General features: G+C 50.3%; 20 protein-coding genes. 13 read left to right on the top strand and 7 right to left on the bottom strand.

Annotated features, from left to right (window positions below; all coding sequences use genetic code 11):
• Positions 1-335: 335 nt before the first annotated feature.
• The 3 genes from ACO08I_RS10280 to paaE are packed head-to-tail and all read right to left on the bottom strand — an operon-like array spanning position 336 to position 2523.
• Positions 336-845 (bottom strand): carboxypeptidase-like regulatory domain-containing protein, encoded by a 510-nt coding sequence (locus ACO08I_RS10280; protein ID WP_421949263.1) that lies wholly within the window; start codon positions 843-845, stop codon positions 336-338.
• 13 nt (positions 846-858) lie between these two features.
• Positions 859-1443, bottom strand: a complete 585-nt coding sequence (locus ACO08I_RS10275; RefSeq protein ID WP_421949262.1) for a TetR/AcrR family transcriptional regulator — start codon at positions 1441-1443, stop codon at positions 859-861.
• 9 nt (positions 1444-1452) lie between these two features.
• A complete protein-coding gene (gene paaE, locus ACO08I_RS10270) occupies positions 1453-2523 on the bottom strand; it encodes a 1,2-phenylacetyl-CoA epoxidase subunit PaaE (protein ID WP_282775625.1) in 1071 nt (356 codons plus the stop codon).
• A gap of 745 nt (positions 2524-3268) precedes the next feature.
• Here paaE and ACO08I_RS10265 point away from each other — a divergent pair.
• From ACO08I_RS10265 to ACO08I_RS10245, 5 genes are all read left to right on the top strand, one after another.
• On the top strand, positions 3269-3955 hold the full coding sequence (locus tag ACO08I_RS10265) for a hypothetical protein (RefSeq protein WP_421947291.1): 687 nt from the start codon (positions 3269-3271) through the stop codon (positions 3953-3955).
• A 25-nt stretch (positions 3956-3980) separates the two neighbouring features.
• Positions 3981-4616 (top strand): hypothetical protein, encoded by a 636-nt coding sequence (locus ACO08I_RS10260; RefSeq protein ID WP_044221961.1) that lies wholly within the window; start codon positions 3981-3983, stop codon positions 4614-4616.
• Positions 4617-4622: 6 nt separating this feature from the next.
• The gene (locus ACO08I_RS10255) at positions 4623-5132 is read left to right on the top strand and encodes a T9SS type A sorting domain-containing protein (protein ID WP_421949261.1); all 510 of its coding nucleotides are present in this window, start codon (positions 4623-4625) and stop codon (positions 5130-5132) included.
• Between the two features lie 187 nt (positions 5133-5319).
• Positions 5320-6900, top strand: coding sequence for a T9SS type A sorting domain-containing protein (locus tag ACO08I_RS10250; protein ID WP_421949260.1), 1581 nt, complete (start codon positions 5320-5322; stop codon positions 6898-6900).
• 115 nt (positions 6901-7015) lie between these two features.
• On the top strand, positions 7016-7948 hold the full coding sequence (locus ACO08I_RS10245) for a T9SS type A sorting domain-containing protein (protein ID WP_421949259.1): 933 nt from the start codon (positions 7016-7018) through the stop codon (positions 7946-7948).
• A gap of 196 nt (positions 7949-8144) precedes the next feature.
• Here the strand turns inward: ACO08I_RS10245 and ACO08I_RS10240 are convergent, their stop codons facing one another.
• The 3 genes from ACO08I_RS10240 to rpsT form a co-directional block, all read right to left on the bottom strand.
• Positions 8145-8525 (bottom strand): hypothetical protein, encoded by a 381-nt coding sequence (locus ACO08I_RS10240; protein ID WP_421949258.1) that lies wholly within the window; start codon positions 8523-8525, stop codon positions 8145-8147.
• 141 nt (positions 8526-8666) lie between these two features.
• Positions 8667-10289, bottom strand: coding sequence for a glycosyltransferase family 39 protein (locus ACO08I_RS10235; protein ID WP_421949257.1), 1623 nt, complete (start codon positions 10287-10289; stop codon positions 8667-8669).
• 100 nt (positions 10290-10389) lie between these two features.
• On the bottom strand, positions 10390-10641 hold the full coding sequence (rpsT, locus tag ACO08I_RS10230; protein ID WP_044221978.1) for a 30S ribosomal protein S20: 252 nt from the start codon (positions 10639-10641) through the stop codon (positions 10390-10392).
• A gap of 223 nt (positions 10642-10864) precedes the next feature.
• Between rpsT and ACO08I_RS10225 the strand changes: the two genes are divergently transcribed.
• The 6 genes from ACO08I_RS10225 to ACO08I_RS10200 all read left to right on the top strand — a co-directional run bounded on the left by ACO08I_RS10225 (position 10865) and on the right by ACO08I_RS10200 (position 17355).
• Positions 10865-11590 (top strand): hypothetical protein, encoded by a 726-nt coding sequence (locus tag ACO08I_RS10225; protein WP_282782784.1) that lies wholly within the window; start codon positions 10865-10867, stop codon positions 11588-11590.
• Positions 11591-11911: 321 nt separating this feature from the next.
• Entirely contained in the window at positions 11912-14680 is a 2769-nt protein-coding gene (locus ACO08I_RS10220) for a 2-oxoglutarate dehydrogenase E1 component (protein ID WP_421949256.1), read from the top strand.
• A gap of 213 nt (positions 14681-14893) precedes the next feature.
• A complete protein-coding gene (locus ACO08I_RS10215) occupies positions 14894-15334 on the top strand; it encodes a Uma2 family endonuclease (protein WP_421949255.1) in 441 nt (146 codons plus the stop codon).
• Positions 15335-15359: 25 nt separating this feature from the next.
• On the top strand, positions 15360-16049 hold the full coding sequence (locus tag ACO08I_RS10210) for a uracil-DNA glycosylase family protein (RefSeq protein WP_421949254.1): 690 nt from the start codon (positions 15360-15362) through the stop codon (positions 16047-16049).
• A 2-nt stretch (positions 16050-16051) separates the two neighbouring features.
• Positions 16052-16483 carry a hypothetical protein gene (locus ACO08I_RS10205; protein WP_421949253.1) on the top strand — a complete coding sequence of 144 codons (432 nt, stop codon included), beginning with the start codon at positions 16052-16054 and terminating at the stop codon, positions 16481-16483.
• A gap of 113 nt (positions 16484-16596) precedes the next feature.
• Positions 16597-17355: a hypothetical protein gene (locus tag ACO08I_RS10200; RefSeq protein WP_421949252.1), complete on the top strand. Its 759-nt coding sequence runs from the start codon at positions 16597-16599 to the stop codon at positions 17353-17355.
• A gap of 123 nt (positions 17356-17478) precedes the next feature.
• On the opposite strand, the gene ACO08I_RS10195 is transcribed toward ACO08I_RS10200, so the two are convergent.
• Positions 17479-18603, bottom strand: coding sequence for an IS701 family transposase (locus ACO08I_RS10195; RefSeq protein WP_421946523.1), 1125 nt, complete (start codon positions 18601-18603; stop codon positions 17479-17481).
• A gap of 727 nt (positions 18604-19330) precedes the next feature.
• On the opposite strand from ACO08I_RS10195, the gene ACO08I_RS10190 reads away from it, so the two are divergent.
• Both ACO08I_RS10190 and ACO08I_RS10185 read left to right on the top strand, forming a co-directional pair.
• Positions 19331-19609 (top strand): helix-turn-helix domain-containing protein, encoded by a 279-nt coding sequence (locus tag ACO08I_RS10190; RefSeq protein WP_044220061.1) that lies wholly within the window; start codon positions 19331-19333, stop codon positions 19607-19609.
• Positions 19609-20466, top strand: coding sequence for an IS3 family transposase (locus ACO08I_RS10185; protein WP_421947430.1), 858 nt, complete (start codon positions 19609-19611; stop codon positions 20464-20466). Before ACO08I_RS10190 ends, ACO08I_RS10185 begins: the two co-directional genes overlap by 1 nt.
• The last annotated feature ends 126 nt before the right edge of the window (positions 20467-20592 follow it).

The raw sequence follows: 20592 nt of genomic DNA, 5'->3' as shown, positions 1-20592 counted from the left end.
AGTCTGGCAGTCGGCAGTCTGGGCAGTGGGTAGTGGGGCAGTGGGCAGTCGGCAGTGGGTAGTCTGGCAGTCGGCAGTGGGTAGTCTGGCAGTCGGCAGTGGGGTAGTGGGGCAGTGGGCAGTCGGCAGTGGGTAGTCTGGCAGTCGGCAGTGGGTAGTGGGGCAGTAGGGTAGTCTTGGAGTGGGCAGTCGGCAGTGGGGTAGTGGGGTAGTCTGGGTAGTGGGCAGTCGGCAGTCTGGGCAGTGGGTAGTCTGGCAGTGGGTAGTGGGTAGTCTGGGTAGTGGGCAGTGGGGCAGTGGGTAGTCTGGCAGTCGGCAGTGGGGCAATGGGTGGGCTAGAGGCCTCCGGGAAAGAGTGGGGAGTTTTTGAGGTCGCTACTATGATAGGTGGTTCCGGAGGAGGAGTTGCTTAGATCGATGAGTGGGATTCGGTAGCTGGGGCAGTAGAGGTCTTCGGTGAATTGCTTTTTGGGCGTGAGGCAGGCGTTTAATTGGTAGGGACCGGGAGTTAGGGGCTGGAGTAGGAAGGATGCGGTTTCGTGGCCAACGTAGAGGGCTTTGAGGGTTAGCTCTGTATTGGCAGGCAGGTTGATGGTGTAGTGGCCGTTGAAGTCTGCTTCAGTACCTTTGATGAGGGTGTTGTCTTGGTAAGCGGCGATGGTGCAGAAAAGGAGGGGGGCTCCGGAGGGGTCTTGGATGGTACCTTGCAGGGTTATGATGGAATCAGGTGTTGTTGGGCTGACTATATCAATGGGCGTGGGAGTTGCCTGTGTTATGGAGTCAGTGGTGGTACAACCAGATAGGATGAGGGCGAGTGCGGCAAAGTATACGGGGAGGCGCTTCATAGCAGGGATGTTTTTATGAAGAATGCAGGCCGCCCATAAGGAGTTCTATGACTTCGGCTTCCACCGCCTCGGCAGAGCGGGACTTGCCATCCTGAAACCAGTCGTAGAGCCAGCGCACGGAGGAGAAGAGGGTGTAAAGCATGACGTTGGGGTCCATTTGCCGGAAGGCACCGCTCTTCATGCCGGTACTGAGGATGTTGCGGAACCGCTGTTCGTAGTCCTTGCGGAGCGCCTTGAATTCGGAAAGGTAAGGCTCATTGAGGTGGCGCCACTCGTCGTTAAAAGCGGTGACAGAGGTGGCGTCTTCCATAGCGGTCCGGATGTGGAGGGACAACAGGGCACGGACCTGTGCGGGCGCATCGGCACCGGATTTTTCCACCTCTTCCATACCGGAGATAAAGCGGTGGGCATTATCAAAGCAGATATTGCGCAGGATTTCTTCCTTGGAGGAAATGTGGTTGTACAGGCTTGAGGCCTTCAGGTTGACTGCTTCAGCCAGATCACGCATGGAGGTGGCCGAGTAGCCCTTGTCGCGGAACAAGTGGGCGGCGGCTTCCTGAATGATTTCCTTCTTGGTCTTCTTCGTTGTCGTTGTCATGCAGCAAAGTTAACTATCAAAATCCACAGCGACCCGGTCCGTTTTGGGGTGGGCCTGACAGGTGAGGATGTAGCCGGCAGCCAGCTCATCGGGCTCCAGAGCGTAGTTGACGTCCATTTCCACTTCCCCTTCGGTTAGTTTGGCGCGGCAGGTGCTGCAGACCCCGCCTTTACAGGCAAAGGGCAAGTCGGCACCCGCTTTCAGCGCACCGTCCAGGAGGGATTCGGCATCGGAAGCGAGGGGGAATTCCACCGTGGTACCGTCCAGGGTGATGGCGACCATAGCGTCCACCTTAGGCTGATCTGCACTGCTTTTGGCTTTGGGGGCGGGCGCTTTTCCGTTGCCGGTATTGAAGAGCTCGAAGTGGATTTTTTTGCGGTCCACGCCGTGTTGCTCCAGCACCTCCCGGATGCCCTCGATCATCGGGAGCGGCCCGCAAAGGTAGAAGTCATCTACTTCCGCTGTATCAATCAGTTTATCGCAAATCGTAGCGCACTTATCGGCAGAGATGCGGCCGCTCAGCAGCGGGCTGCCCAGCTTTTCGCGGCTGAGTACGTGGTAGATGCGCAGCCGGCCCATGTGCTCGTTCTTCAGCCCTTCGATTTCTTCCCGGAAGATGATGCTGTCCACCATGCGATTGCCATAGAAGAGGGTGAACGTACTCATCGGCTCCTGCTCCAGTACAGTCTTCATAATGGACATCACCGGCGTAATACCCGATCCCGCCGCAAAGGCCACATAGTGTTTGGCTTTCGCCTGATCTGGCTCAGCGGTAAAGCGGCCCATAGGCGTCATCACCTCCAGCTCATCGCCAGCCTTCAGCGTTTCATTGGCATAGGTGGAGAAACGGCCCTCCGGCACCTTCTTCACCGCCACGCGCAGCCCTTCGGCCGGCGTACTGCAGATGGAGTAGGAGCGGCGCACCTCTTCACCATTGATTTCCGCCCTGAGCGTCAGGTATTGTCCGGGCAGAAAGGCGTACTCCGGCTGCAGCGCTTCCGGCACTTCAAAGGCTATAGACACACATTCTTCGGTCTCAGGCCGCACTTCGCGTATCTTCAGAGGATGAAACTTTGGCATTGCTGTTCAGTCTTTTCTATGAATAACGATACGAATGAACGTTCGTTTGCAAAGATAGGAAAAAGGTTGGGAAGCTTTGCGTCCGTCTCCGTAAAGTGTTGCAGGTGTAGAGCTTAAGCCCGGGCTTTTCCGGGAGCTCTGCCCCAGCTTCATCCTGGGAAACCTGCCGGATCCCAGTAGAAATCGGGACCTGACAGGAGCCCTTGCCCAGAGGTAGCCTACCTACAAAATGTTAACCAGCCGCTCCCCCCGGGCCGTGCGCAACAGCCCCACACCTTCTGCGCAGCCACAGCAAACCCATTGTAACCCGCGTCCCTGAATCACCAAGCTTTGTGCTTCCTACAATGTTTTTTTGATAAAAAAGCTCAAAAATTTGGAAATATTGCGGGGGGGGGGTAAATTTGATCATCGCTCAAATATAAAAGCACATAATAAAACAAGAATTGAATTTTTTGCAGTATTTGTGTTGCTTGCAGCACGATCTGTTGTTCGGGCGCTCCGTTCATTTCGATTAATTGCACCAGGTTTTTTATTCATGTTTTTGCACGACTAACCGGCTACAAGTCCGGCATTAAAAGATGGTTATGTATCCTGTGTACAGATTAGTACCTGGCCGTTCTATGCCTAATGGTGATGGCCGCTGGTGTTGTATTGAATACCGTCACCGGTGCGCCGGAAGTGCAAAAAAGTCAGTTTTGAATGAAAACGTTAAGCGTAGCTATTTCAAACCAAAATATCATGTAGTATGAAAAAATCACTGTTGAATTTGCTCTACCTTCGTTTAGCATGCCAAAAGATTTTGTGCGGATTTTGCATGGTAGGTCTCGTGTTGCTGGCCACTTCCCAAAAAGGTTACACCCAGTGCAGTGTATACCCTAATCTTTTAACCGCCAATTTGAACAGCGCTAATTCGACGCTATCCATATCTGAGATAAGTTGTGAACCTTGCCGGGTTGGAGTTGGCGAGAACCGCAACAGATGCATCTGCCGGGAGGATTGTAAGCGCATGATTCCCCCGGAAAGTCTTATTGATGAAATACAAAATGATTGTATCGAAGATTGTGCAGATGAGTTCCCTAATGATCCTAATTCATATCACCATTGTTTAGGTTATTGTGATGAATTGCCTTTTCAGGATTATTATGACTGTTTATCAGACTGTGGTAACTATAGTCAGTTGAGGCGCCCTGTAGAATATGAATATCGGATAGGTGTATGGTATGCCACTGGATTCGTACCTTCATTTACTGGGGATCCTGACGAAATATTTCAAAGTGAAAATAACGGCGCTCCTCCGGAAACAATAAGTGTATCTTTGATGAATACTCCATCAGGAAGTTATAGTTATTGTTACTTCACATTCTTGGAAATCTCCTACGACGATGGCACCTGCTGTCACTTCATCAATGCAGAGTGCGTATCTATTGGTTAATTTACTAATTTAAAACCCACAAAACATGAAAAAGATAACACTTCTGGCAGCACTCGCCATACTGATGCTTGCCGCTTGTGAAAAGGACACCGTGAATACTGCTGGGAACAACTCCAACGGTGAACTGGCAAATCTGACGATCGGCATTGTGAGAGATTACCTGCCGTTGGATTTGGTCAGGCAAAACAGCACAGTAGTCTTTAAGAATGCCGATGGAGAAGAAAAAAAGCTTCAGATTCACTGGCTGGAAGAAGAAAAGGAGAAGGCATACGGCAACCGTACTTACGAATCAGAGCACATTGCCATCTGGTATTTGGACGAAAGTGACCGGACTTACCAATTGAAAACCATTGCATCAGCAAACTATACGGAAGGAGGAGCCAATGAGTTCGTCACGAGCTTGATAAACACAACAGTTAATAATGGTCTTTCTACTGCTTTATCTTCGATATCCATATCAGCCGACAAGTCGCCCTTGATGTGTGACTTGTTGCCATCAGTCGATATTCTGGGCAAGACTTTCGCAGACGTTTACACCAGCGGGGTGGTTTTGGAGGATGTCACCTCTTTTTCCCGGCTATACTACACGATAGAGCTGGGTGTCGTAGGCTTCGAAGGCTGGGAGGGAGAAATGTGGGTGCTGGACCGTTTTGAGGAATAGAAACTGATGAAAACCCACAAGGAGGTGGATATCGCCCGGATCAGTCAGGGCAAAGGGTGGCATGAACTGGGCGAAGCAGAACTAAAAGCCCTGGAAGACATCGCGTATTACGGGAGCACCGGTGCAGGAGTCCGCGCCCAGAACATCCTGAATGCCTTTTACGGGGCGGGGCAATACCACGAGCCCATCCTCCCCACTGGCCTACAAGCCCTATCCACACCGGGCAGCAACCGGGCTGAAACCACGAAAGCACCCAAAGTGCCGGCTCAGGTACAGGCATTCCCCAACCCGGCCCGGCAGTCGGTCACCTTCCGGTGTACTTTGCCGGAAGGCACGGAGCAGGCGGAGCTTAGCATACAAGACGTAAACGGGCAGACAATAGCCGTGCTGCCCATCGTGCCGGGCCAGGCGACAGCCTCCTGGGACAGACGGCCTTACCCCGCCGGGCTGTACTTTTATACCCTTCACCTGCCCAATCATCGTTTAGCGACCCAAAAATTGGTTATCTTACGGTAGGTTAGAGCATCCCCCCGGCGCAAGCACTGTCCGACATAGTTATACAACGCCAGTACTGGCCCGTATGGGAAGTCGGTACTTTCGCCGGGGGTACTCTGGTTTGACAAATGCAATCTGCTGTACATATTCATCACATTGTCAGGCACTCAAAGCCCTCAATGTTCATTATTTTGCTAAAAATTGCCCTATGCCACTAAGAATACTCCTGATTTTATTGGTCCTCAGCAGCGCTTCCTTGCTGCCTGCACAGGAGGAGTCTTTCAATAAGCGCTATTACTTTGGTTATGCTGCGGCCATTATCAATGGGGTCTACCCTACAGACAGCTGCATTTACATCACGGGGCTGGCCGCTGATACTATACCGCCCTTTTATCCTTCAGGCTTATTTTTTGCTAAGCTGGACCTGAATGGGGAAGTCGAACATACGGCTTTTGCCCATCCGGAAGGGCAGGTTATTGAAAACTGGAGAGGTGGGCTGAAGGCATTTGGTGAAGGTTTCCTTACCAGCGCTATGATAAGAGATACCAATTTTAGGGCTGCTTTGCTTTTCTTAAATTCAACAGGGCAAATTGCTAATGTAATTGATTTTCAGAGCTTTTTTCCTCCACATGACCAATCTTTCTTAACTACCTATGAACCCATAATTGGCGTCAATTCTACAATACTATTGCCTACCTATGACCGTAATCCTCAGGGAATTAATAACACAGAAACGGTACTCCAATTGTTTAGTAAAGAGGGGGAATTAATTTGGCGGAATAATTTTGGTGCTTTTGATTTGTGGGATGCGCCAGTTTCTGCAAGTGCTGTAGACAGTTTTTTTGTAATAGGAGAGTTACATGCCAATTTTAATAAAGTCAACAAGAATTATACTTACCAACACCACATCTACGCCATCGACACCCTCGGCAACGTCCAATGGAACTACCTCAGCCCGGTTGATGAGCTGCTGAGCGAACAAATGGCGATCCACGCGGAGCCGGACGGCAGCGTCATTGCCGCCTGCTTCAAAGGCGAAGAGTTTTCTGTGAATGCGGTTTCGGGGGCGATCAACTGGAGCCCGGCCTACATCTACAAGCTCAACCCGCAGCATCAGTTGGAGTGGGAAGTGGAGTTTCATGAGCCTTACCCGACAATGGGCTACAGTGACCTTAATAAGGTTCTAGCCCCGGCAGATGGAAGCGGGTATGTGATAGGCGGGCATATTTCGATATTAGAGGAGGGTGAAGCAGATGTCGTTGGTTGGCTCGCCAAAGTGTCCCTGGATGGAGAAAAGCTTTGGAACCGCAAAATAAGATATCTGGAAGTCCCTGATGTACTTGAAACGCACGAGATATTCGACCTAAAAGAAATGCCCGGCGGCGGCTACATCATGGGCGGGCAGACCATATACGGCAATGAGCCTTCCGGGCCCATACAGCGCGGCTGGCTGCTGCGGCTGGATGAAGAAGGCTGCCTTGTGCCCGGCTGCCACCTGGTCAGTACCGAAGAGGAGGCTGCTGCCCCGGCCCTGTCCCTCCACCTCTATCCCAACCCGGCACAGGAATACCTCTATGTGCTGCTGCGGGATGCAGGCATTGCCCACCGCCGGGGCGCTGCCCTGCAATTGCTGGACCTGCAGGGGCGCATCCTGCAGTCGCACCCCGTCGGCCGCATTGATGAGGTGACCAGCATACTGCCGGTTCGGGGCCTACCTGCCGGCGCCTATGTCCTGCGCTATGTGGCAGACGGTCAGGTTTTGGCGGCGGAGCGGGTGGTGGTGCGGTAGAAAAAATCGTTTTGCAGTTTACCTTACCTACTACCGCAGGGCACATTTAGGAATCCTGCACCGCATGAGCTAAATTGACATTGTCGTTTATCATCAGACCATTTAAACATAAAATATGAAAAAGACAACATACGCCTACTCCCTGTTGCACCTGCTACTTGCAGTGACTGTAGTTTCGCTCAAAGCACAGGATTACAGCCCTTTAGTCATAGAGCAAGCCACCTGGCAGATCATTGCGATAAATGGAAATGTTTATACCCCCTTTGGCTACACTATTGAGGGGGATACCACGATTGAGTCGGTAGCGTACAAGAAAGTTTATTATTTGGATTTGTACCCCGATACCTTCTCAGTCGACTACGCTATTGAAGACCGATGGCTTTTTGGGGCCCTGAGGGAAGATACTGCTGCCCGCAAGGTCTACACGATTATATTCGATGAAACATGGGGTGGTTTCTGCACCATCGGTAGTGAGTTTGAACTCTATGATTTTTCAAAAGGCATTGGAGATACGATTAGCAATTGTTTGACTTTTCCTGACATAGAATACCCATATATCATTGATGCCATCGATCAGGAGGAAGTATGGGGGCTTAACCGGACTCACATCCAAACCTCACAGTTCGGCATTGAAGAATCGCTGATTGAAGGCATTGGATACTCCGGTGGTCTTTTTGTTGAAGCTCTTTATTTGCCCAGTACTGCTGATTGGGGGGTGTTCCTTCATGATTATTGTGTGGGTGCTGCAGCGGACTGTGGATTGCTCAGCAGTACGGCTTCTGAAAAGATGCTGCCGGTAGTCCGGGTATTTCCCAATCCGGTAAGGCAGGGTGAGCCACTGTGGCTCGAAAAGCCGGAAGGTATAGCTGCTTACCATACCGTAGAATTGGTGGATGCTATGGGGCGGGTTTGTATCCGTCAGGCGTACACACCACCCGCCGATGGGCAATACCTTTCAACCAGCGGATTAGCTCCCGGCTTTTATGTGTTGCAGTTCCGCAGCCAAGACGGGCAGCTTTTGCAGGTTGAAAAAGTAATCATAGAGTAGGGGCATGGATGAAAGAGGTAAGCTTGTATTATACCGACGATAAAGTGGTTTGCCACAGCAAACCGACTTGATGTCGGCATAAACGCTGGAAAGTGGCCTGCGCCTGTCCTGACAAGCTTCGCTTCGTCACGGGCCGATGTCGCAAATCCAAGATCCCGACATTTATCGTCGGTGACCACTTTGTTAAGCGTATACATCAAGCCTTGCGAGCCGCTCCAAGCTCTACACTCACGAGGGCCATCACCACCAAAACCTCTCCGATGAAATAAGCCACGCCCAGCCAGGTCAGGGTGTCGAAGCGGTAGGCCACGATCCCAAGCGTAGCGATACAGTAGAGGGTATTGGCTACTGCGATGCCGGTCAGAAAGGGGGCTCCGCCTTCTTTGATCCGCCAGTAGCAGGTGAGGGAGTAAACGGCAAAGCAAGCGGCAACGCCCGCCAGGATGTAGAGCAGGGAGGCAGGCATGCCAAATACCGGTTCGTACCGGGCAAGCACCTGACTGAGCAGGAGGGCGGTGATGATGGCACCAATGCCGTCGATCAGGAATAGCTTGTTAATCGTAGCTTTGGCAGGCATAGGTTCGTTTTTACCCGGTTGGATGGAAGGAAAGGGTAAATGGTTAAACGCGCTACTGACCATTCTGTTCTTTATGCTTTAGCTGTCCGCGTACTTTCTCAAGGTATTTTTCATCTACTTCCAGAACACGGCAAATCGTGGTCAAGGCTCCCTGCGCAGTACCCAGACCCTGTCCGGGCGGCCGCCCCACAGCCACCGTTGGTAAGTAAAGCCGGCCTGCATAGCGTAGCCGGGCCTTGGGCCGAAGGCGATCATCCACTCATCATCATCCACCCACCACCAGGATTTACCGGGCTGCCCTTTGCGTGCCGGGTGGTAATGATGCCAGCCATTGTACTCATAGCCAGCATCCACCCGCTGCATGCGGATATCATTGCGCTGCAGCCATTCAAAAGCCTGTGCCCGGGCGCGGTTCCAGGCAAGATAGTCATGGGTAGCCAGCATGCTGAAGAGCGCAAATATTAGGAGGACTGCTCCTTTAAACCATGCCTGTGGCTTTGGGGCAAGGGTTGCCAAGAACAGGATAGCCGAAGCCACGCTCAGTAGCATATACCGATCGAAAAAACCGGTGACCGACATAGCCAGGAAATTAGCCAGATTGAGCAGCAGCAGAAAAAGGAAGAAATCCTGCTGTTTTTGATTCAGCTCACGCCAGGCACTTAGGCCAACCCAGGTCAGCAGGCTGGCTGACAGCTGACTGATGTAGCCCAACGTATACATCGTCCATGTTGGCAACTGTGGCGTATTGCGGAGCTGAAAAGTGTATACATCGCCCAACAGCTCCGGGCCAAGCCCCCAGTTGTACAGGATGTTGCCACCATACGGAAAAACATGACCGGCATAATGCTGCGCGATGAGCAAGCCTGCATTCGCTACTAGTATCCCGGTCATTGGCCAAAGCCGGAAAACGCCGGCAGCCCGCACACGAGACCAAAGAAAGGGGAGTAACGGCAGGCAGAAAGCCCCGAGGTAGACCCATGACTTAAAGCTTTGGCGGCCCAGCTGTGCGAGTACTTCCCCCGGCGCCTCCCGAAGTTGCTGCAGTAACTGCCCCGAGACCGGCAGGTAGTTTTCGCTAATGCCCAACCAGGGTTTTACTGTGTTTTCCAAAAGCAAATAGGCGCTTGCAGCCACCGCTACGGACAGCCCCGCCCAAACCCATCCCCGGATTCCACCGCGCTGTTGCAGCAGGTACCAGCCCCCCATAGCCGGGAAGAGTAAGATGCCCGGTTGCCGGTTGAGGTAGGCCAGCAGGCTTAAAACTACAAAAAGAAGCAGCCACCGGATCTGCCTGCTCTGCTGAAACCTAAAGCCTGCCCAAGCAGCCCAGATAACCAGGGCCAGAAAAGGCACATCGGTCATAAAGGAAAAGGAGAGGTGGAAATACAAGGGGCTGAAAAGCAAAACAGCGGTGCCCACAGTAGCCATGCTTACGGAAACACTAAGCAAGCGGAGCAACCGGAAGAACCCCAGCCCGCCCAGCCCCGCTGCCGCCCAGGTAGACCACCGCAGGCATTCAAAACTAAAGCCTCCGCCCAGTTTGCAAAACAGCGCGCCCCAGGCCACCTGCGTCAGGATATTCGGTGAAAAACGAGCCTTAATTGAGAGTTGCCCCGTTTCGACCCATTGCTTAACGGGGTAAGCGTACTGCCAGTCGTCGTTGAGCGGGAAGTCCCCGCCAAGGCCTACTGCCAGCGCAGCGGCTATCCAGGCCAGCAAGAGCGCTAAAGCGCCGCGATGAAGCGTGATGTAAAACGGAGCCATAGACGATCAGGTAGAGGCGTGACGAGGCAGCAACACAAAAAAGTGTACCCCTCCCTGACGGAAAGATACACTTTTCAGGATCGATTATCCTGGTATGAATTTACAGGCTCGCGACGTGGCGAGTCAGCTTGCTTTTCAGGTTAGAAGCCTTGTTAGCGTGCCAGGTACCGCGCTTCGCCAAACGGTCTACCATGCTGATGACCTTAGGCAGGAACTTCTCCGCTTCTGCTTTCTCCTTCATTTCACGGAGCTGACGGATAGAAGTCCGGGTGGTCTTCTTGTAGTAGCGATTGTGTACACGGCGCTTAGCTTCCTGCCGCATGCGCTTCTTTGATGATTGGTGATTAGCCATTACTTTATGATATTTACATGCTTTTCCAAAAAAGAGACGCAAATTTAAAGCTTCTTTTTAAGATTTTAAAGCTTACCTCTGATTTTATTATGCCGGTAGCTTTACTTTGGTAGTGGAGCCGGTATTGCCAAACAATGAACCGCAAAGCGCGTGGCATTCCAAATCATAGTGGTATCTTTAGCAGCCAAAATTAAGAGGAAGATCAAAAAACAAGAATTACACTATGAGAAAAAAATTACTGCTGCTGCCGGTGTTGTTTTTCGCTGCCATTAACCTCACACAGGCACAGGTATGGCTGGAATTAGGCGCCAAAGGCATGATGGGCATGACCGGGCTGGCCAACGCCAATATCAATGGGGATGCCGACCACGATAGCTCCCTGGGTTTTGCGACTTCCCTTGGCGGAGTGGCCAACCTGAATTTTGGCGATTACCACGGGCTGACTTTTGAAATGCTGGGCGCCACCTACAGTCATTCCATGACTTACCGGGGGGCAGCCGGCAACCGTACTGTCAATATGGAGTGGGAAAGCATTGATGCCTACCTGCTGTACCGTTTTTTCCGGAGCAACGGCGCTTTTGCAGAACTCGGGGGCAAGGCGACTTATCTGCGTGGTGCGCAGCAATCTTTTGGGACAGACTGGTCAGATGTTTCGGGTAAGTACACCGACCGCTATTGGTCAGGGTGCTTTGGAGTGGGCGGTTTTGTGACCGCTAATAAGGTGCTGACCGTCAAAACCGGAATACGGGCAGAGTACGCCTTTACGGACCTGATGTCAGCCGAGGGGCAGGCAGAAAACTACCCCACCTTCTACACCAACTACGATACTTATGAGGAAACACGACCCTTCCGGATTGGCTTCTACATGGAAGTGACCTTTGGTGTGGGTGGCATTGCGCAGTCACAGTGCGGTGCCCGTGGTGTGATATTCGGCACCGGGTACAACTAGCCCAATAAGCCATAATTATTCAAAATAAAGCAAGTCAAGGGCAAATAATAGCGCCCGGGCTTGCTTTTGTTTAAAAGCCCTCTTTACTTAGTAGCTTGACGGAAATAAATGGTACAATTTTCTTTAGGATTCACCAAAATTTTCACACAACTTCCCTCTGGTCAGTTGTTTAGAAAATTTTAGCGAATCAAAATTGTATCATTTATTTTTTTTCTCCGTCTTTTAGGGCAAATTTATGCATAGGCAGTTGCGTATCCGGCGAACGATACCTGCTGCCGCGTGTTTTCGAACAAAAAACATAATCCGTAACCATAGCAAGTAATGAACGATTTCTCATTTATAGCTAATGCTCACCCATCGTACATTGATTCGATGTACCAACAGTACCTGCAGGACCCTAATCAGGTGGAGGAAACCTGGCGTGCCTTCTTCCGTGGCTTTGACTATGCGGGCACCGCAACCAATGGCCATGCAGAGGGTGCTACCGCTGCTTCTTCTGAGGCCCTTGACAAAGAGTTCAAGGTGCTCGCCCTGATCAAGGCCTTCCGCAACCGCGGGCATTTATTGTCTACCACCAACCCAATCCGGAAGCGCCGCGACCGGCAACCGAACCTGAACCTGGAAGACTTCGGCCTCTCTGAAGAAGACCGTCAGCTTTCCTTCGAAGCGGGCCGGGAAGTGGGCATCGGCAAGGCTACCCTGCAGCAGATCATCGACCACATGCGTAAGGTGTACTGCGGTAATATTGGTATTGAATACCACCACATTCAGGACCGCGAAAAGCGCCGCTGGATACGCACTAAAATGGAAGGTTTAGAGCCGGACACAAGCTATGGCTTCGGTAATGATCAAAAACGACGCATTCTCGAGAAATTGAATGGGGCAGTGGTTTTTGAAAAATTCCTCCACACCAAATACATCGGGCAGAAGCGTTTCTCTTTGGAAGGTGGTGAGAATACCATCGTTGCATTGGATGGCCTGATTAATAAAGGTGCCGAACTCGGTGTTCAGGAAGTCCTGATCGGAATGGCTCACCGGGGTCGCCTGAATGTGCTGGCCAACATCATGGGCAAGACTTACGCTCAGATTTTTAACGAATTTGAAGGCACGGCCGTGCCGGACCTCAGCTTTGGCGATGGCGATGTGAAGTACCACCTCGGCTTCTCCTCGCAGGTAGAGACGCCTTCCGGCAAAAACGTACACCTGAAGCTGGTCCCTAACCCTTCTCACCTGGAGTCTGTCGACCCGGTAGTGGAAGGCTTTGCGCGTGCCAAGGCCGATATTTTGTACAATAGCGATTATGACCAAATCCTGCCCATCCTCATCCACGGCGATGCGGCACTGGCAGGGCAGGGGGTGACCTATGAAACCGTACAGATGAGCAAACTGGCGGGCTACTACACCGGCGGTACCATCCACTTCGTGATCAATAACCAAATTGGCTTTACCACTGACTTTGATGATGCCCGTTCTTCTACCTATAGTACGGGTGTAGCCAATGTGGTACAGGCCCCGGTTTTCCATGTCAATGGTGATGACCCGGAAGCGGTGCTGTTTGCCACAGAGTTTGCGATCGAATACCGGCAGAAGTTCAACAACGATGTCTTTATCGATATGGTGTGCTACCGTAAACACGGGCACAACGAGGGCGATGATCCCAAGTTTACGCAGCCTGAGATGTACGACATCATCAACAATCACCCGGATCCCCGGGAAGTGTACAACAGGCGGTTGGTTGAACGCGGTGATGTCGATAAGGAATTGGCTGAGGAAATGGAAGACTCCTTCTGGAAACTGCTGCAGGAGCGCCTGGACGAAGTCCGTGAAAATCCACTGCCCTACGAATATCAGGAGCCGGAGCAGGCCTGGCGGGAGCTAAAGAAAACAACGACGCCCGAAGACTACCGGGAGTCACCTGATACCGGCATAGACCGCGAGGCTGTCGATAAACTGATTAAGCACCTGACCTCCTTCCCGGATGGCTTCACACCACTAAGCAAAGTGAAGCGCCTGATGAAAGGCAAAAACAAATTGCTGGAAGAGAACAAACTGGACTGGGCGATGGGCGAACTCCTCGCTTATGGCAGTATTCTCATGGAGGGTAAAGATGTGCGCATGAGCGGTCAGGATGTCCGCCGGGGCACCTTCTCCCACCGGCACGCTGTGGCTTATGATGCGAAGACGTATGAGCCCATCAACCGCCTGGATGGTATTCAGGAAGGGCAGGGGAAATTCCGTATCTTCAACTCCCTGCTATCTGAGTTTGCCGTGCTGGGCTTTGAGTATGGCTACTCCCTGGCTTCCCCTGACAATCTGGTCCTCTGGGAGGCGCAGTTTGGCGACTTCTACAACGGTGCCCAAACCATCGTCGATCAGTATATCTCCGCTGCCGAGAGCAAGTGGCGGCGGATGAGCGGTTTGGTTATGTTGCTGCCTCATGGATACGAAGGGCAGGGGCCTGAGCACTCAAGTGCCCGACTGGAGCGTTTCCTGCAGGCTTGTGCTGAATTCAACATGACGGTGGCGAACGTGACCAAGCCGGCGAACTTCTTCCACCTGCTGCGCCGTCAGCTGGCACGCCCGTTCCGCAAGCCTTTGGTGGTAATGTCGCCTAAATCGCTGCTCCGCCACCCCGAGTGTGTATCAGATATCAGCGAGTTCGAGTCCGGGAATAGTTTCCAGGAATTGATTGACGACCCCTATATCGGCCCACGCAGTGGCAAGAAGGTCAAGCGGTTGTTGCTGTGCAGTGGTAAAATCTATTACGATCTGATGCAAAAGCAGCGCGAAGATGACCGCAAGGATGTGGCTATCGTTCGCCTGGAGCAGCTCTACCCGCTGCCCGATCAGCAACTGCAGGCGATCTTCGACCGCTATCCTAATGCCGAGCCATACTGGGTACAGGAAGAGCCTTCCAATATGGGAGCCTGGCAGTACATCCACTCCATCTTCCTGGCTAAGGAAGTGGTGGTGAATACCGAGCTGAAGCACATCGCCCGCAAAGCGAGCGCCTCTACTGCGACCGGCTTCAAGGAAGTCCATGATCAGCAGCAACAGCGTATCGTCAACCTGGCCTTTGGCGAGGAGTAGGCTTGCCTGAAGTGCATTAATTGAGCAGAGCCGCTTCCGGAGTTCCGGGGGCGGCTTTGTCGGTTTTGCGGGTATGCCTTTTTGTGCCTTCCGGCAAAAATGGACGTACTTGCTAAAACACCGAAATCGTTGTAACTTGACAATTAACTGAACGGATACGCTATGGAGACTTTGCAGTCAAAATATATATATGAGCAGGAAAGAAATAAGCCAATGCCCGATAAATTTCATGCTTTCATACAGCAGCAACTGTTATTTTTAATCAAATTAGCCTACCGTGACCGGTTCGAAGTGCTGCCGGAGCTCAATATCCTGTTTGGAGAAGAAAGGAATGTTCCAGACCTGGCGCTTTTTGAAAAAGGTCAGCTCGACCTGACGTATAATGAAACCAACATCGCGGAAATTCCCGTAGGGGCTATCGAGATTCTATCTGGTCAGCAGCCCATACAGGAGTTGGTCATCAAGCTCGAACGTTATCTGAATGCAGGGGTGAAATCGTATTGGCTGGTGGTACCGGATTTGCGGTCTATTTATGTGTACCACCACCGGAACGACAGTAATATTTTTGGCAGCAATGATGTCCTCGTTGATGAGGTACTGGGCATTGAGCTTGAGCTCCAGGAAGTATTTGGCGCTCTTGAGCGGAAAGGCTAACTTTCGCTCATTCAAATCCATCCTTATGTCCATCGCTCAGCGCATCCTGCAATTCAACCGCTCCCTTCAGCCCAACTGGGAACTGCCACCGCACGCCGATCTGCTTTACCCCTTCGACGGGGAAGAGACCTGGCGCGCTATGGAGCAGTTTTACGGCAAGTACTACGGTGATGACCGCCCGCGCATTGCCATCTTTGGCATCAATCCGGGTCGTTTTGGAGCCGGTGTCACCGGAGTGCCCTTTACCGACCCCATCCGCCTGGAAGAGGTCTGCGGCATCCCGAATGCCTTTCACAAAAAACCGGAGCTGTCTTCCGACTTCGTCTACCGTTTCATCGACAACTGGGGCGGTGCGGAAGCCTTCTACGAGCATTTCTACATCACCTCCCTCTGCCCCCTCGGCTTTACCCGCGATGGCAAAAACTACAACTTCTACGATGACAAAAAGCTGGAGCGGGCGGTAGAGCCCCACATCATTCACAACATCCAATCGCAGCTTGATCTGGGCGTAACCAACAAAGTCGCCCTCGTCATGGGCGTAGGCAAAAACTGGAAGCACTTTGAGCCCCTCAATGAAAAGCATGGCTTTTTCGAAGTACTCAAGCCCCTGCCACACCCGCGTTGGGTAATGCAGTACCGGCGCAAGCGGCTGGAGGAATTTCTGGAAGATTATCAGCAGGCGCTGGATTGGGCGGTTGGGAAGCAAAAACTTTGAGTATGAAGATAATGAAAACAGATGAAGTGTTTGACCTCATCAATCGTGGTGAATCGGTAGACAATATCGTATTGTCTGATTTGAACAGCAAAAGATTGAGTATCAGGGAAGCATTGCAACTGGTGGAAAATGGTTTTTCTGTTTCGCAGGAGAATATCAGGTATGATGATGCTGAAGTTGCTTATGATGCTGATTTCGATGAGGTAGAATGGGAAGGTAATTACAAAAGCCTGAGGGAACTCCTGGTTTCCAGGCAAGTCGTTGAAGAAGAGCAGCCGAAAGAAGAGATCATAACCATAGAATTATCCGTTAAGGACAAAGGCTTGAAAAACTGGCTGGGAGAGAATACTGGCAAGCTAAAGGACATCATTAATAAGTTAGTGGTAGACCTGTACAAGACAGAGCAATTGTTACATCCTGACCAGCATAAATAGCCGTTGGGCTAAGATTATTTCGTGATTTCATCAGACAGAGTTTGGTGCATACTTCAACAAACGATTTTGATAATCTATCACCTCTCTATCATTTCATGAAAATTGAATAGCACATGTTCAGTTTGATCAAAGAACTTTATTTAGATGGAGTCCGGGAAATAGCTTTCCAAAATAAGAAAGTGTTTGTTTTTCAAAAAGCACCATTTATCCGGGTTTTTGATATCAGCGAATATGATTTGATCTCGGAAAAAGCATTGAAGGGGATGACGGGGCCAAGCTTAATTAATGATTCTTACTTAGTTGCTCGTGATGAATCAGCAAAAACTATTTGTGTCTATAAAATTGATTCTCTTGAGCAGTTGGGAGAAAAACCAGTTGACAGAATATCTTTTCGATGTATAACAAGCGAGAATGATCTTCTGGTTTATGACGCTCAAAGTAAGAAAACAAGTCGATTAAACCTGGCTGATTTTGAAGCGGCTTGGTCTGCGAAAATAGAGCGGACAGGCCGGAGTAATTACTTCTATCGAGAAAAACTCTACACAACGCAGTTTTTGAATGACCAAAAGTTATTTTGTATTGATTGGCATACGGGGAGAGTTGACTGGGAATTTTTCGTTAATGATCATTTCGATCAAAAGTTAAAGATCGATAAAATAGTAGGCGTTTTTGATCGATATCTGATAATTAGTTTGCGGTATTATCAGGAGGGTAAAGTGATTTTAGTCGATTTGGAGAGTGGAGGCGTTGTTAGTGTTTTGCTTTCTCGCCCCGCGCCTATTTTTTTTGATGCGAAAAAGGGCTTGCTATTCAATATTGGGTATGATAAATATTGGGAGTTCAATTTGAGAAACAAAGAGATTAAAAACTGACCTTTCGCACGCGAAAGGTTATGATAATTGAAAAAATTAGCAGTACTCAGGGTGCTTGGCACAGCAAGCCCACTCAGTGCATGGCACTGAAAAAGCACTCGCATGAACAAGTTAATCAAGGCCTTACCCCAAAAGAGGGGTGGCTAGCCCATCCGGCGGTCCAATTTTAGGGACATAGGCTTTGAGCCTTTGCACCTCTTGAAAAGCCGCCCTGAGGGCATTGACATAAATTTTGGTTTTTAGGGCAAAGTGGTTGGTCTGCTCTTTTGCAGCCAGCAGTTCGAGTTTAGTCCAGGCAATCATGGCAGCAAAAACATGGTTGCACTGGGATGTCTCGTGCTTGGTGGGGGACTTTTCCAGCCCCACGTTTTGTTTGAGCGATTTGTGGAATACCTCCACTCCCCAGCGTGTCCCGTAGGTTGTGCAGATAGCTGGGCCGCTTAGCACCAGATCGTTGGTGACCAGGTACAAGTCTCCAGTTGAGCCGTCTTGGTTTATAAAGACCTGCTTGACCAACTGGACTTGGAAATCCAGCCCTTTGAGGTAAACAGTAATGGCCTGGCCTGCTTGCAGTTCTAGCCCGTCGACTCGGTGGAACTTGCCTTCCAGCTTGTCTTCCATGCTAAGGGCGACCTTGCGGTTGCTCTTCAAGGCACTGATGAAATGCTTGCCCAGCTCATAATGCACGAACTCGAAGTTCTCCTTGGCAGCAAACCAAGTGTCCCATACCACATAGCGGAAGGGCACGCGGTTGTATTTGACAAGTGCAAAAAGCTGGTCGCGCAGCATCTCGTTCTTGCTGCGGGGGCTGCGCTTCTTTACCTGCCCGCTTTTGGCATCCACGTATTCTTGCGACTTGCGCACGATCTCAAAAGCAACAGGCAGCTCTATGCCCTGTGGGCTCTGGTAAAGGAAATTCAGGATGTTGATCCCTTTGGTGTGCCCCGCTTTCGGCTTCTTGGAGTGGTCCCAGTGCCAAGTGACCACTTCATTCTCCGTAGAGTGCGGCTTCTCCTCGATCGTGTCATCTATCTTGATGACCGCGTCCGGGTGCTCCACTTTACGTACCAAAGGCTTTATGCAACGCCAATAGTCCTTTGCCGTGAAGGCTTCCTGCCCTAAAAAACGGCTGATCTTGTCATGGCTCAGTGCCTGATCGGTCAGCTCGGACAAGCCGGTGGCTGTCGCCATGCGAAACGATGCCAGCAGGTAGTCCGAATACAAGTCAAGTAACTTTGGGTCTTTCATCTTGCGCTCCTTTGAGCTGCAAGATAACTGCCCCAACATTATTAATCAATTTTCCAAATCTTTCGCGTGCGAAAGGTCAGTTAAAAACATAAACCTTTGGGAAAAATATGATGAGCGGTATGAGTTTTCTGGTATACACTCCTCTTTCAATCAGGATTATATTTTTGCATTCAGCTCGCTTAGAAAAGGTGGTGATATAATGGAAAGAAGCTATAGTGTGATCGAAAGAAAGAGCCTGGATATTCTTTGGAAGCATGTTTGTACGGAATATCCAAATGATGGAGTGATGAGGACTACAGCTAATCCTGTCTATTATCAAAATCGTCTATACTTTCTTTGGGAGGATCGCCTCAGAGTATATGAGCGTTTATAAGAGCATGTTTCAGTTTAAGGTCAATATAGTTAGATGAAAAGTATGCAATTGAAGGCGATACTGCCCCAATAAAAGTAGTAGGCTTAATAGGGTTGTAGGAACGTGTTAAGTCAGTCTGTAATAAAACTTGGTAACACTAAGCAAACCATTTACCTTGACCAACATCATAAAACAAAGTAGGCTGCATTTTTTTGCATATAGAAAAAGAGTACTTACCTCGTTTTTGATCTCGAATCAGATACTCAGAAGTTAAAAGCAGGCTCCAGTTTTCAATATCCCTGGCGCTAAAAAGTGGAGTTCCCCCAAAAAACTAGACAGGTAGCTTGATTTATAAAAACCCTTAAATTAGCTATCATGAGCAGAAGAAATTTCAACGCTGATTTCAAGACAAAAGTAGTCTTGGAAGCCCTCAAGGAGGTGAATACTTTGGCTGAGATTGCCAATAAGTATAAGATCTACCCACAGCAGATTACCAATTGGAAAAAGGAGTTTTTGTCAGGCGCCTCTTCGGTTTTCCGCAAAGGCAAGGCACTTTCCGGCAAATCGGAGGCCGAACTTGAAAAAGACCGGCTGATGCGCAAAATCGGGGAACAGGCCATTGAAATCGATTTTCTAAAAAAAAGGCTGCCCTGATGCCACTAGCAGAAAAACGGCTGCTTCTGGACAGCAGCCACCCCAAGTTGAGCTTGAGCAGGCAGTGCAGGCTGTTGAGTATTAACCGGTCCTCGCTATATTATAAACCGAGGGCAGCTTCGGAGCTGAACCTGGAGCTGATGCGCCTGATGGACAAGCATTACATCGACCACCCCTACAAAGGCGGCCCAAGGATGTACGTTTACCTGACCCAGGATAAAGGCTACAAAGTCAGCCGCAACCGGGTCTATCGGCTGTACTACGATGTGATGGGGCTCAGGGCTGTTTTCCCGGGCCCTCACACCTCGAAGCGGGGCAAAGACCATAAAGTTTATCCTTACTTATTGAGGGGCTTAGCAATTGAGCAGCCTAATCAAGTCTGGGCTACCGATATCACTTACATCCCGATGCCAAGAGGCTTTTTGTACCTTACAGCCATCATAGACCTGTACAGCCGATTTGTGGTCAACTGGTCTTTGTCCAATACAATGGACGCTGAATGGTGTGCAGGCTGCTTTGAGGAGGCTGTAGCTGAATGGGGCGCCCCTCAAATCATCAATACAGACCAGGGCAGCCAATACACCAGCGATGCGTTCACCAGCGCTGTGCTGGGCAAAGAAGTGAGGCTAAGCATGGACGGCAAGGGGCGGGCAACGGACAATGCGTTCATCGAAAACTTGTGGAAGATGGCCAAGTACGAAGACATCTACCTTAAAGCTTACGAGGACGGCATAGAGCTGCATAACGGCTTGGCCCAGTACTTCTATAATTGGAATTTCCACAGGCGGCATTCCAAGATTGGGGACAAGTACCCGAGCCAGTTGTACCTGCAATCTAGGCCAGCCTTATGTCAATGAACTTATCCACATTTTTGCTGTGGAAATCAAAAGAAAAAAAGAAGCAAAAAAAGAAAATATTATGATGATTATGAATGTGTTTTTTGTTTAATTTGTAAATCATAAATACAGCTAAAGCTGTCTAGA

The sequence above is a fragment of the Phaeodactylibacter xiamenensis genome, from assembly GCF_965229835.1.
Classification (GTDB): domain Bacteria; phylum Bacteroidota; class Bacteroidia; order Chitinophagales; family Saprospiraceae; genus Phaeodactylibacter; species Phaeodactylibacter xiamenensis.
The sequence above is the reverse complement of the archived record's forward strand: the minus strand, read 5'-3'. Positions and strand labels throughout refer to the sequence as shown.